Raw genomic sequence first — 13,260 nt, 5'->3', positions numbered from 1 at the left:
GGTCAGGGACGAGACAGAACGGCAAGGGTCGCGTCGGGCAACTCCCGGTACCCATCGAATCCGACGGCACGTCGACACCCGTCGAGCTCGAACGACACCTGAGTTCCACCCGAGCCATCAGGCCGCAACAGAACGGTCGACGCCATCTGCGTCGCATCCAGCGAACATGACTGTGCAACAGGCGCATCCGCGAGCGATATCGCCAGTGCTGCACTGTCGGAACGATTCAACGCAAGTGTCGATCCCGGTACGACATAACTACCATCCAGCCCCGCCGGCTCGGCCGGATACCTGCAGACCTGCAGGCCGCCGACATCGCTGATCGGCATCACCAGCGCAGGCGGACGAACCCGGCCACCCTCGCGCTCACGTTCCACTGCCGCATCGACGTCCTCGGTAGTGGTGTTCTCGAACTCGCTACCCGACGCGCCACCACACCCCAGGGCATCGACGGCGACACCCGTCGGGTGGACGGACCGCGACACCTCATCCAGCATTCCGAGGGGTTCCAACGGATCATCCCGAAACCCACACGGAGCACTCGGCCACGCCGGGCGAAAGGCCTGGCCAGCATCATCAACGAGCCACAACCCCGCCGGAACCTCGACCGCAAAGACGCAGCTGGCCGAAATATTGTCCGCATACCGCGACGAACCAACCGAGAACGCGTCCGCGACAGCACCCACATCACCCTGCAGACGCACCGAATCCACCGACATCTCACCCGAACTGCTGACCCCACGCTCGCACCGCACCACCGCAACCGGCTCGAAATCCGCAGGTGGATAACCCACTTCCGGTGCCGTGGACGCAATGCCCGGATCCCAGGGCCCCACACCTGTCAAGGCTGTATAAATGTCCCGGGACAAGCAATCCGCGGACTCCACCACTGATGCCGTCGGCGGCCGGAACGACACCGCGTCGATGCCGACCATCTGCAATCCAAAACTGCACGAGCTACACACCACCGCCACGAGCGGCAACCACACAGCTGAGCGACGCATGCCGTCGAGGCTACGCCCGGCAACTTTCGAGTTCTTGTCGGTGGGGCGTTGTATCTTTTTCTTATGCACAAGTTGGGGGACTTTCGCAGCGCCGACGCACTCTCCGATCAGGAGATCGTGTCCGGCATCAGCGACATCACCCATGCCGAAAACAACTTCGCTGCACAGAAATACGCACTCCTCGCCGAATTCTCCCGACGCGGCCTCAACGTCACCCTCAAATACTCGACGCCGACGCGGTGGCTCGCCTCCGGAACCCGCGTCACCGACGGAAACGCCGCCCGACAATTCGACACCGCCAACTGGCTCACCCACTGGCCCGCAGTATTGAAGGCCCTCAGCGACGGTGACATCCACATCGCGCACGTCAGAGAAATCTACGACGGCTACACCCACATCCGCACCGCCGATCCCACGCTCGGCAGCACCCGAATCGCCGACATCGTCGACGACCTACTCGGCGTCGCATTCGACGCGACCGCAGCGAAGGTACAGAAGCGGGCACACGAACTCGCCCACGCCGTCGCTCATGACGCCCGCGCCCGCTACGACGAAGCCCAGCGCGAACGCCAACGACGCGAAGAAGAACGCCGGGAGCAGGAAAAGCTCGGTGACGCAGTCGAACCCGAAGGCCAGCACGAAGAAGAGTACGAAGAGAAGGTCGAAGACGGCGCCGACGGTGTGCCCGAGGGGCCGCCTCCTCTACCGGCATCGGAGAACCCCGCACTCAACAGGTTCGACCTCTACCTACAATCCGACGGACGCACCACCTTGAGAGGGGACGTCGACAAGATCCTCGCCGAAAAGCTGCGGACGGTCCTGTCACCGCTGTCGAAACCGCAACCCGAGCCCGCGGCCACCCCCGACACCCGGAGTCCATCGAAACGCCAGGCCGACGCACTCTCCGAGCTACTCGACGCACACCTCACCGGGTACGCCCCCGGCCACGGTGGGTCGAGGCCGCAGGTGAACGTCACCGTCAACCTGCGGGACCTCCTCACCCCCGAAGCGCAGGCAAAAATGGGTGGGAGTGCTGGAGCCGTTTCCGACGGAGCAGGTACCAACAGTCTGGTGCCCGACAGCTCGGGTTTACACGGAATCAGGGCCAACGGCACAGCTTTCAACGGCCTCGGTACCGAATGCCCAGGTGCCGATGTCTCGGGTCCCGACAGCCCAGATACCAACGGCCTAGGAGCCGATGCCTTGGGTCTGGACCGCCCAGGTGCCGATGTCCCCGGTCCCGACGACTCAGCAGAGCCGGACGGTGAAGGTCCCGGCGGCGCAGCAGAGCCGAGTCCCGACAGTCCCGACTGGCCTTTCCGCCTCGGGTGGACCGGGCCCATCAGCCAAAACCTCGCCGAACTCTTGAGCTGCGACGCCGACCTGACGCCGATCATCATCGACCACAACGGGATTCCCCTAGCGATGGGCCGGACGGTCCGCCTCGGCACAACCTCCCAACGCACCGCCGTCATCCTCCGGGACCGCTGCTGCGTCATGTGCGGGCGCCCCGCCGACTGGTGCCTGCTCCACCACGTCGTCTTCTGGCGGAACGGCGGCCCCACCGACGTGAACAACCTCGCCCTCGTCTGCAATGAATGCCACCGCGCCATCCACAACGACGGATGGGAAATCGCATTCGGCGACGACGGCCACCCCGTCGTCATCCCGCCAGTCACCGTTGACCCGCACCGAAAACCAAGACCCAGCTACCACCGAAGACGAAAACCCGCCATGTAGAACAACATTGACGTCAGCACTGGCCGGCGTCGCCGCCCGGCCACATCACATCGACGCCAGGAGCTGCTGTGCCCCAACCCATTCAGAGTCCGCATAGCGAGAAGCACGAAAAGCAAGACCAGAGCTACCCGGGCAGTAGCCGTCAGATCGAACCCGCCTGCTCGATGACCAAGATCCGTGCCTCCCCGACCGGCACCGCCTTGTGCTCGTCACCGACCTCGGCGACGCACATCGTTCCGGGGACGAGCCTTTCTACGTGCTCGCCCCCGGAGTCACGGTAGTGCATGTCCACGATGCCGTCGACGACGACGAACACTTCGGTGCCATCGTTGACGTGCCAGACGTACGCACTGTCAGTCCAATGCAGCCGGACAGTGGCGTTGTCGATGGACGCGAGCAGCTGCGCGCCCCAAGCCTGCTCCGCGGTAAATTCGCCGGCCGTCACGAAACGCATCTGCTCGCCCTCCATCTGTCGAAGTCGGTCACCGGACGCTACCGCCCCGCGCATGGCGCAGCTCACACCCCCGTCAGTTGTGCACAACATAGTTGTGAACTACTGTTTTCCGGGTGCATCGACACCGCGCCGCCTGCACAAACATGAGGAGACCTATGAGCACAACCGAAAAGCAGGCCAGTCCAGTGCTGATCCCGGCGCTCGCCGTCACCGTGATGGTCGTCGCGCTGCTCCAAACAGTGGTCATCCCGGTACTGGCAGACATCGGCAAAGCTTTGAACGCATCCTCCTCAGCGGTCGGTTGGACGGTGACCGCGAACCTGCTGGCCGCCGCGGTCCTGACCCCGATACTCGGACGGCTCGGTGATGTCCGCGGCCGACGCCCAGTACTCCTGGGTATTCTCCTCGTCGTCGCGGCGGGTTCGCTGCTGGCGGCGCTGACCACCTCGCTTCCGCTGCTGATCCTCGCGCGGATTCTGCAGGGCGCATCGTTCGGTCTCTTCCCTCTCGCTATCGGGGTACTGCGTGACGAACTACCCGCGCAGCGCCTCACCGGCGCGATGGCCGTGGTCAGCGGCACTCTCGGCATCGGCGGCGGCATCGGGTTGGTGCTCACCGGGCTACTGACCCGCGACGGCGGCGACTACCACCGCATCTTCTGGCTCTCCCTCGCCGTCACATTGGTGTCTTTGGTGCTGGCAGCGGTCACTGTCCCCAAGCACGGCCCAGTGGGCGGCGGCAAGATCGACTGGCTCGGCGGCGGAGTGCTCGGCGCCGGATTGGTACTGCTGCTGCTCCCGCTCTCGCAGGGTCACGAATGGGGTTGGGCCTCGCCCGCCACCATCGGCTGCCTCGTCGCGTCGGTGATCGTCTTCGCGCTCTGGATCGTCCTCGAACGCCGGGTCGACGAGCCGCTCGTGCTTCCGTCGCTGCTGGCCAACCGCCCGTTCATGGTCACGAACGCCGCAGGCCTCCTCATCGGCGTCGCGATGTTCGTCTCGTTCCTGGGTGTCTCCGGGTTCGTGCAGGCCCCATCGGAGGTCGGTTACGGCTTCTCAGCCAGCGTCCTCGCCGCCAGCAGCGTCTACCTCCTGCCCGGCGCATTAGCGGGAGTGGTCGTCGCACCGATCGGTGGACGCCTCGTGCACCGCTTCGGAGGCCGCTTCACCCTCATCCTCGCCTCCCTGGTCGGCGCTGTCGGCTTCGCGTTCATCGCCGTTCTCCACACCGCCAGCTGGCAGCTCATCCTCGGGGTGCTGTTCATCAACAGTGCTGTCAGCCTCGGCTACGCGGCGATGCCCGCGCTCATCGTCGACGAGGTCCGCCCCGATCAGACCGGTGTCGCCAACAGCGTCAACTCCATCGCCCGGTCGGTCGGCAGTTCGCTGGCCAGCGCGGTGGTCATCACCCTCCTCAGCAGCCAGCTGCTCCCCATCGGGCTGCCGAAGGAGTCCTCGTACGTCATCGCCTTCGTCATAGGCGCCGTCGGACTCACCCTCAGCGCCGTCATCGTCGCCGTAGGCCTGCCTCGCCCGGGTTCACGCGTCGACACCCGGACCGCCCTGGAGATCGAACAGGAACGGGCGACTTCCCTCGCCGCGGAATGGTCGACGGTCACCGGACGTTGAAGACAACATCAAGCCAACCAGAGAAGAAGGTACAACTATGACCTCAGTACTTATCGTCGTCACCGGCTCGGACCATTGGACCCTCAACGACGGCACCCTCCATCCGACGGGATTCTGGGCTGAGGAACTGCTGAGCCCGCTGTCCGTTTTCCGCGACGCCGGCATCCCGTTCACCATCGCTACTCCGGGTGGCGTCCGCCCGACGGTCGACGAAACCAGCCTCGCCCCCGAATCGACCGGTGGCGCAGAAGAATCCGCTCGCCAGCGCGCCGCACTGGACGCCATCGACGACCAGCTCGCAGCACCAGTGAAGCTCGAAGACGTCTCGGCCGATGACTATGCAGCCATCTACATCCCGGGTGGGCACGGCCCGATGGAAGACCTCGCGGTCTCCCCGGTTCTCGGCAAGCTGCTCATCACGATGCTCGACGCCGGAAAGGTCGTCGGCTCGGTCTGCCACGGCCCCGCCGCTCTGCTCTCCGCGACGAAGCCGGACGGCGAATGGGCATTCGCCGGGCGTGTGATGTCCGGGTTCACCAATGACGAAGAGCGCCAGGCCGGGTTGGCCGACAAGGCACCGTGGCTGCTCGAGGACCGGCTCCGCGCCGCCGGCGCCGATCTGAAGGTCGGGCCCGCGTGGGGACCGTTCTCCGTCGTCGACGGCACCGTCGTCACCGGCCAGAACCCGCAGTCGAGCACCGAGGTTGCCGAGAAGATCGTCGCGCAGCTGAAGAAGTAACCAGTACGACAAAGGAACGGAGCGCCCACACGGCGCTCCGTTCCTGCACGCAACCATGGGTGATGAACATCCTCGTGAGCGCGGAAGATCCCATCCCCGGTTCTCGCGGAGGCTACATCAGAACTGAAATACGATGCGGCCGACGGTCTTTCCCTCGCCGAGGCGTCCAATCCCGTCTGCGACGTCAGCAAAGGGCAGCCGCTCACTGATCATCGGCTTGATAGCACCAGAATCTGCAAGTCTTGTCAGCTCGGCATGACACTCGTGCATCGCTTGAGGGTTGTATTGCTTGTACAACCCCCAATGCAGCCCGATGATCGAGTAGTTTTTGATCAGAGCATGATTGAGCCCGGGGGTTTGGATAGTGCCGCCGGCGAATCCGATGATGAGGATACGTCCTTCGAATGCAATGCATTTCGTGGACTTCATGTACGAGTCGCCCCCGACGGGGTCGTAGACGACGTCGGCGCCGCGGCCGTCGGTGAACTCTTTGACGAGTGGGACGAAGTCCTCACGCCGTCGATCGATCACCAGATCCGCTCCGAGTTGGCGACAGTATTCCGCCTTGTCTCGACCGCCGACGACACCGATCACTTTGGCACCTGCCGCTTTTCCCAGCTGTACTGCGGTACTTCCCACGCCACCCGCCGCGGCGTGCACCAGTAGCGTCTCACCGGGCTGCAGCTGGGTGCGCCGATGCAGAGCGAACCAACTCGTCTGGTAGCCGATAGTCAACGCAGATGCTTCAGCATCGTCCAATGACACAGGGGCGGCAAACGTATTCTCTTCGTCCAGTACGGACAATTCGGCAAAGCTACCTATGGGCAAGGTCGGGGTGCCGATCACTCGGTCACCGACTGCAAACCTGGTGACGCCGTCTCCGACCGCGACGACCCTGCCGCAGAGTTCGACACCAGGGGTGAAGGGCAACGTCGGCTTGACTTGATATTCGCCTCGGCACAACAACACGTCGGGAAAATTGGCCGGTGCAGCGAGCACTTGCACGAGTAGCTGCCCTGCTCCTGGCGCTGGATCGGGCACCTCCTCGATGTCTAGAACATCTCGGGGTTCGCCGAGTTTGTTTATGCGCCATGCTTTCACGATGCTTCTCCTGGTTTCGTTGGTTCAATTTGCTTGCAGGTCGGCACGAGAGGTGTGACTGTGCCGAATAGTCGAGAGGGCGATCAGTCCGACGATCGCAAGGGCGATGACGAAGTACGCCGGGGACTGCACGTCGCCGGTGTATTCGACGAGCCAGACTGCAACGAAAGGCGCTGTGCCACCGGCGATGATGACACCGAAGTTCCAGCCAAGAGCAACTCCGGTGTAGCGGGATTCCTTCTCGAAGAGTTGGGGGAGGACGGTGTATGCACCCACTTGCGCTGCAACGGTGTTCAGCATGATCACCACGTATGCAAGGGTGGCGACGAGCAAACTGGATTGCATGATGCTCATCATCGGGTAGGTCAGCACGATGTACCCGACGAAGCCGATGGTCATCAGTCGCACCAATCCGATTTTGTCGCCGAGCATTCCACCCAGGGCATGCATACTGCCGAGATGCCGATGGCTATCGTCGCTACCCAGTACACCGGGGTGGCGTCGTATCCGAGCTGCTTGGCCAGATGGATGGTCATGTACGTCAGACCGATGTACGCAGTTCCGTTGACGGCTGCACTGATGGCTACCGCTTGGGCGAGCGCCCTCGGCTGACGTCGGAAGATCGCGCCGGCCGGTGAATGGATCGACTTGTCGGTTTCGGCAGAATCGTATGTTTCTTCCACCCGCGTGCGCGCCCAGAGGCAGAACAGCGTGAGCGGAAGTGCCAGCAGGAACGGGATCCTCCATCCCCACGATTCCATCTGACTATCGCTTGTCAGGGCAGAAACGACGCCTGCCACTGCGGCGGCCAGGGCGAAACCACCTGTCGCACCCAGTGGTGTGAATGAGCCATAGGTGGCTTTGCGGTTCGCCGGCGCCGATTCGGCAATGAACGTCGCGGATCCGCCGACCTCCCCACCAGCAGAGAACCCCTGCACTACACGCACCGCCACGAGAAGGACCGCGGCCCAGATCCCGATGTGGGATGGCGTGGGGAGTAGCCCCATCGCCGTGCTTCCCGCACCCATGCAGATCAGTGTTGCCATAAGGGCTTTCTTACGCCCGTATCGGTCTCCTATGTGGCCGAACACCAGGCCTCCGAGGGGCCGGACGAGGTAGGCGGTTCCGAAAACCGCCAGAGCAGACAGCAACGAGGTGACGGGTCGATCGCTCGGGAAGAACAGCGGCCCGATGATCACTGCCATGTAGCCGTAGAGGCTGAAGTCGTAGTACTCGATCAGCGTGCCCACACCGCCTGCGATGGCTGCTCTGCGTGCTTTCGTCGTTTTTTCTGCCGACTGGACCACCGGTTGGATGGTCGTGGTTTGTTCTTCGAACACTTACAACTCCTCGAGTGGGCATGTGAGCAAGATCATCCAGAATGATGTGTCCCGAACGATCGTTTGTCAATCGTTCAGCCGATAAAGGTGCAATGTTGCTGGTTTTTACTGGACTTAGTTCCAATTACCAGTTTCATTGACAAACGAACGTTCGAGTGCCAATCTCGGTAGGTCGACGGTCCTGCGCACGCAGTCGAAGCAGAGAGAAAGGTGATCGAATGGACGTCATCGAGCCCCCCTGGGTGATCCACTACCCCAAGGGCGTCACAACAGAATTGACAACCCAGTTTCCGACGATGCTGGCAGCGTGGGACCACCAGGTCCACACCCGACCGACCGATCCTGCCGTCCATTATCTAAATGTGACGCTGACGTTCGCGGGCCTGGAAGACGCCGCGAATGCCCTCGCTTCGGCTCTGCTCGAAAACGGGCTCCGTCGCGGCGAATGTGCGGCGATCTACCTACAGAACGATCCTCAATGGCTTGTATCGATGCTGGCCGTATGGAAGATCGGGGCGGTCCCTACCGCGGTGAACCCGATGCTACTGAGCAAGGAGTTGGCACATCACCTAGCCGATTCCGAGGCAAAGGTCCTCCTCTGCCTGGAAAGCCTGTACGCCGACGTAGTGGCGGAGGTTCGAGATGAATTGCAACTGCACACGGTGATCACCACGCACCCCCTCGACATGACCCCCGATGCCGTCCTCTCACCGAAGATGTCCACCATTATCGGTCGACGACAGGGCTTCGCGGGGACGCTCGACTGGACATCTCTGATGAACACCTACCGCGGACAGCGACCACCGCCGTTGAACACTCGTGGTGACGATATCGGGATGCTGACGTACACCTCCGGAACGACGGGCGCGTCCAAAGGTGCGATGAACCTGCACAGCGCCATGGTGCACAGTTCGACAGTATTCAGTCAGTGGTGGGATTTGCATCCGCAACGCGACGTGATCGTCGGCGTCGCACCCGTATTCCACATCACCGGACTGATCGCAGGATTCGGTGCGCACATCGTCAGTGGCGTACCCCTCGTACTTCTGCACAGGTTCGACGCAGAGGAAACGCTTCGCGCGATCGAAAGGTGGCGAGGCACATTCATGATCGCAGCGAGTACTGCGTTCATTGCGTTGAGCACCCATCCCGCTCTCGCGAGCACAGACACTTCTTCCTTGACGAAGACCCCCTCCGGGGGCGCATCCGTCAGCCAGGCACTCCTCGACCGTGTTCGAGCTTCTACCGGGTGGGTTCTTCGCGGTGCATACGGCATGACAGAAACGACATCACCCACACATCTTGGACCACCCGATGTAGACGCCCCGACAGACCCCGATACCGGCGCATTGTCAGTCGGCGTTCCAGTTCCAGGCGCCCGAGTGCGAATCGTGGACCTCGAAGACGGCCACGATCTGGGCCATGGTGAGATCGGTGAAATCGTCGTCGCCGGTCCGATGGTCGTACCGGGTTACTGGCACCTTCCTGAGGAGTCCGCCCACGCGATCCGGGACGGTTGGCTACATACCGGCGACATCGGTAAGACAACCGATGACGGGTGGCTCTTCGTCGTCGACAGGCTCAAGGACATGATCAACGCAGGGGGCTACAAGATCTTCCCGAGGGATGTCGAGGACGTCCTGTACCAGCACCCCGCAGTGAGGGAGGCGTCGGTGCGCGGAATTCCCGACGAATACCGCGGCGAGACCGTGCAAGCTTCTGTCTCCCTCCTGTCAGGAACCAAAGCCTCACCCGAGGAGATCATCGAGTTCTGCCGCGGCCGAATGGCTGCATACAAGTACCCTCGCTCTGTGATAATCCTCGAAGAACTTCCGAAAACTTCAAGCGGAAAAATTCTGCGAAGAGAGCCGCGTCATGCCTAGGTCAGCCTCGAGTACCGAATCCGACGAAAGGGACGCAGTGAGCCATCCCACTCGACGCTACCCAACTCGTCCCGACACAACCGCAAGCCGGGACGCCATCATTGCGGCGGCCACGAAGAACTTCCAAAACCGCGGCTATCATGGCACTTCGATACGAGATATTGCCCGGGACGCGGACATGACTGCAGCATCGATCTATCACCACTTTCCATCGAAACAACACATCCTCCAGTACCTCATGGAGAGTGCACTGAAAACCGTTATCTCTCGGACCCAATCGGCGCTGATAAACGCCGGGCAATCCCCGGTGGAGCAACTCGAGGCGGTGGTCCGCGCGTGGGTCCAGTTCCACGCCTGCAACACCGCTGAAGCTCTGATCAGTTCGACCGAGATCCGCAGCCTCGACGCGGTCGGCCATAGATTGGTGATATCGCTCAGAGATCAACAACAGCAACTGTTTCGCGACATCATCCACCGCGGAGTCACCGATGGAGTCTTCACCACGGTGTATCCGGTCGAAGCCTCGCGAGCAATCATAAACATGGGCGTCGCCATCTCGTCTTGGTATCGACCGAACGGCAGTTTGACCCCCGATGACATAGCTGAGCGCTATGTCTCCATCGCGTTGGGTGCGGTCGGTGTTCGCGCAGAGGTCTAGAGCAGCCGACCGACAGTGGCGAGGCTCGGCAAGACGTGCGTGAGCGGTGACTTCCTGAGCTCGTCCTCGCCGAACGAACCACTGAGCACGCCGACGACGATGCCAGCACCCGCATTGTGCCCGGCGAGAACATCATTGGGCGTGTCCCCCGCCACGAGGACGCGTCGAACATCGGTGACTCCGGTCGCCTCCATGCTGCGGAAGATCAGGTACGGCGCGGGCCGGCTCGCGGCTACGAGGTCGGAGGTGACGAGCGCGTCGACGGCGTCTTCCTTCCCCGCCCCGACGGTCCAGCCCATCCCGGCGAGGATGGCGTCGGCGATGTCCGCGGAATACCCGGTCTGCAGAGCCACTTTCACGCCCCGAGCACGCAAAGCCCGCAGGGCCTCGGGCACACCCGCCACCGGTTTCGGCGGGGTCTGCCGGTAGGCGACGATGAGGCGCGCACGAAAATCCTCGAACACTTCGTCCACGAACTTCGGATCGGTGGACGCGCCCAGCCCGTCGAGTAGCCCGGCGATCGCTTCATGTTTACTGGTCCCCTTCCACGCGGCCAGCAGTTCGGCGGGTAGTGGGGTGTCTGCTGCGTCGGCGACGGTCTGGGAGAGCACCTCGTACACGAGGCCGCCCTCGTCCACAGTGGTGCCGGCCATGTCGAGGCTGGCGAGGTCGAACGAGCGAGTTGTGGTCACGAAATCTCCTTGACGATGCGCAGGTCGTGCGCGGATCGGGTGTTGTCGATGGTAAACGCGACGCGGTCGGGTCGGTACCGGTCGTCGGCGTATTCGAGTGGAGTACCGGAAAGGTCTACTGCTCTGCGTCTTTCGCGTAGCAGTGGTGCGCCTGGGTCGATGTCGAGGTGCGCCGCGTCGACGTCGGTGGCGGCGACGGCATCGATGGTGTGCCTTCCTTCGTGCAGGTCGATGCCTTGCCCGATCAGGTATGCGTAGATGGAACCGGAGTCGGGGTCGAAGTCGAACAGGGTGCGTCCGACGGATTCGATGAAGCTGGATCGCTCGAGCATCGCGGGCATGCCGTCGAGTGTCCGGAGCCTGAGGACGTCGACGACAGCGGTGCCTGCCTCCAGGCCGAGCGCGGCTGCGGCCAGCGGAGTCGCTGCGCGGCGCGCTATCTCCAGGGTGCGCTGACCCGGTTTACGGCCGATCGCCTCCGCCCACGCGGTGAACGACATGAACGTCTCGAACGATTGCCCGACGGCGGTGTCGCACACCACCGGTGGACGTCCACGGCCACCGGCGATCAACCCCTCGTTACGGAGCGCAGCCAGTGCGGCCCGCACCGTCCCGCGTGAGGCCTCGAATGTGGTGCACAACGTTGCCTCCGAAGGCATGGGAGCACCGACGGGCAGGGTGCCGTCGGCGATCTGTGTACGGAGCGCATCGGCGACGCGGGAATGCAGCGGAAGTGACACTGAGGCTGGCCTCCAACATGATTGAACAACTTTGTTGCTACGCAGTCTAACCATTCGAACCTGGCAGAAACAATGCTGCACAACGGACATGAACGCATGGTGAACTTGTTCGAACAACTCGCTCCGGACCGTTGACGCCCGGTCACCGAGGGGGAACTGTTGTCCAGGTGATGATCGACCGAACCCCCCACCACCGATTCGACCTCGTCGTCGTCGGCGCCGGCATCGTCGGCCTCGCCCATGCCGTCGACGCGGTCCTGCGCGGAATGTCCGTGGCTGTCGTCGAACAGGACGACCATGCTGTCGGCGCCTCCATCCGAAACTTCGGACATATCTGCGCCACAGCACAATCCGGACACGCCCTGACGCTGGCGCTGTCCGCACGCGAACGCTGGCTGATGCTCGGACGCAAGGCGGGCTTCGAGGTACGAGAATGCGGCACCCTCGTGCTCGCCCGTGCACCGGACGAACTGGCAGTACTGGAAGAGTTCGCGGCCGAACGCGGATCCGAACAGGTGACGCTCGGCGCCGCTACCGGCCCGTTCGGCGGCGTCGGCGCCGCGCACCTCCCTCTCGACCTCCGCGTCGACCCTCGCGAGGCGGTGCCGGCGATCGCGGCGTGGCTGGCAGCGGAAGGCGTCGAATTCTTCTGGAACACACACGTAACCGGTATCGACACGAATGCCGTGCACACCTCGCGCGGGGAGATCCACGGCCGGAACATGATTCATGCCGTCGGCCACGACGTCGACCGACTCTTCCCCGACATCGCCGCCGAATGGAACGTCGAACGCTGCCGCCTGCAGATGCTCGAAGTCGCCCCACCAGGCGACGTCGTCATCGACGCGGCCGTACTCACCGGACTGTCCATGCTGCGCTACGACGGGCTCGCGGCCATGCCTTCTGCCGTCGCAGTACGCGCGCGGATGAAGGCAGATTCACCCGAATTGCTCGACGCCGTCATGAATCTCATGCTCACCCAACGCCCCGACGGCGCGATCGTCCTCGGTGACACTCACCATTACGCACGCACCCACACCCCGTTCGACGACGAATGCAACGCCGAACTCCTTCTGCGCGAGGGCGAATCACTGTTCGGCGCACCACTGACCGTCCTGCGCCGGTGGCGTGGGGTCTACGCCACCAGCGACCGCACCGACTTCCTCACTGCCTCCCCCTCCTCGAACGTCCGGGTGGTGTCGGTGACCTCCGGAATCGGCATGACCACCGCGCTCGGCCTCGCACCCACCGTCCTCGACTCGTTCTGACCCCCACCCCACC

13 protein-coding genes are annotated in these 13,260 nt (G+C 63.2%); 6 read left to right on the top strand and 7 right to left on the bottom strand.

Translation table 11 applies throughout. The features are described from left to right. Window positions 1–2 precede the first annotated feature (2 nt). Complete coding sequence (locus tag BJD99_RS13525; protein ID WP_084347504.1) at window positions 3–1,004, bottom strand: hypothetical protein; 1,002 nt, start codon at window positions 1,002–1,004, stop codon at window positions 3–5. A gap of 63 nt (window positions 1,005–1,067) precedes the next feature. On the opposite strand from BJD99_RS13525, the gene BJD99_RS13520 reads away from it, so the two are divergent. Next, window positions 1,068–2,744, top strand: coding sequence for an HNH endonuclease signature motif containing protein (locus BJD99_RS13520; protein ID WP_084347383.1), 1,677 nt, complete (start codon window positions 1,068–1,070; stop codon window positions 2,742–2,744). A gap of 142 nt (window positions 2,745–2,886) precedes the next feature. Here BJD99_RS13520 and BJD99_RS13515 read toward each other — a convergent pair whose 3' ends face one another. Continuing rightward, complete coding sequence (locus tag BJD99_RS13515; protein WP_256895679.1) at window positions 2,887–3,252, bottom strand: cupin; 366 nt, start codon at window positions 3,250–3,252, stop codon at window positions 2,887–2,889. Window positions 3,253–3,353: 101 nt separating this feature from the next. Between BJD99_RS13515 and BJD99_RS13510 the strand changes: the two genes are divergently transcribed. Further along, window positions 3,354–4,826, top strand: a complete 1,473-nt coding sequence (locus BJD99_RS13510) for an MFS transporter (RefSeq protein WP_084347381.1) — start codon at window positions 3,354–3,356, stop codon at window positions 4,824–4,826. A gap of 37 nt (window positions 4,827–4,863) precedes the next feature. Then, window positions 4,864–5,565 (top strand): type 1 glutamine amidotransferase domain-containing protein, encoded by a 702-nt coding sequence (locus tag BJD99_RS13505; RefSeq protein WP_084347379.1) that lies wholly within the window; start codon window positions 4,864–4,866, stop codon window positions 5,563–5,565. Between the two features lie 117 nt (window positions 5,566–5,682). Here the strand turns inward: BJD99_RS13505 and BJD99_RS13500 are convergent, their stop codons facing one another. From BJD99_RS13500 to BJD99_RS21290, 3 genes are read right to left on the bottom strand one after another with little or no spacing between them, the layout of a single operon-like run. Beyond that, entirely contained in the window at window positions 5,683–6,666 is a 984-nt protein-coding gene (locus BJD99_RS13500) for an NADPH:quinone oxidoreductase family protein (RefSeq protein ID WP_084347378.1), read from the bottom strand. A gap of 24 nt (window positions 6,667–6,690) precedes the next feature. Beyond that, entirely contained in the window at window positions 6,691–7,098 is a 408-nt protein-coding gene (locus BJD99_RS21295; protein ID WP_256895678.1) for a hypothetical protein, read from the bottom strand. Continuing rightward, window positions 7,065–8,006 carry an MFS transporter gene (locus BJD99_RS21290; RefSeq protein ID WP_256895677.1) on the bottom strand — a complete coding sequence of 314 codons (942 nt, stop codon included), beginning with the start codon at window positions 8,004–8,006 and terminating at the stop codon, window positions 7,065–7,067. Before BJD99_RS21290 ends, BJD99_RS21295 begins: the two co-directional genes overlap by 34 nt. Window positions 8,007–8,224: 218 nt before the next feature. On the opposite strand from BJD99_RS21290, the gene BJD99_RS13490 reads away from it, so the two are divergent. Next, window positions 8,225–9,889, top strand: coding sequence for a class I adenylate-forming enzyme family protein (locus tag BJD99_RS13490; protein WP_084347376.1), 1,665 nt, complete (start codon window positions 8,225–8,227; stop codon window positions 9,887–9,889). Between the two features lie 37 nt (window positions 9,890–9,926). Continuing rightward, window positions 9,927–10,547, top strand: a complete 621-nt coding sequence (locus tag BJD99_RS13485; protein ID WP_256895688.1) for a TetR/AcrR family transcriptional regulator — start codon at window positions 9,927–9,929, stop codon at window positions 10,545–10,547. Here the strand turns inward: BJD99_RS13485 and BJD99_RS13480 are convergent. Together BJD99_RS13480 and BJD99_RS13475 are read right to left on the bottom strand one after the other, a co-directional pair. Then, entirely contained in the window at window positions 10,544–11,239 is a 696-nt protein-coding gene (locus tag BJD99_RS13480; protein WP_256895676.1) for a phosphonatase-like hydrolase, read from the bottom strand. The genes BJD99_RS13485 and BJD99_RS13480 overlap by 4 nt on opposite strands. Beyond that, window positions 11,236–11,979, bottom strand: coding sequence for a GntR family transcriptional regulator (locus BJD99_RS13475; protein ID WP_218775720.1), 744 nt, complete (start codon window positions 11,977–11,979; stop codon window positions 11,236–11,238). The genes BJD99_RS13480 and BJD99_RS13475 overlap by 4 nt, the downstream gene beginning before the upstream one ends. 170 nt (window positions 11,980–12,149) lie before the next feature. On the opposite strand from BJD99_RS13475, the gene BJD99_RS13470 reads away from it, so the two are divergent. After that, complete coding sequence (locus BJD99_RS13470; protein WP_084347372.1) at window positions 12,150–13,247, top strand: TIGR03364 family FAD-dependent oxidoreductase; 1,098 nt, start codon at window positions 12,150–12,152, stop codon at window positions 13,245–13,247. Window positions 13,248–13,260 lie beyond the last annotated feature (13 nt).

Origin of the sequence: Rhodococcus sp. 1163, assembly GCF_002091985.1 — a bacterium.
In the GTDB taxonomy this organism is placed as follows: domain Bacteria; phylum Actinomycetota; class Actinomycetes; order Mycobacteriales; family Mycobacteriaceae; genus Rhodococcoides.
Note: the sequence above shows the minus strand (reverse complement) of the source record. Positions and strands in the feature narration are given on the sequence as shown.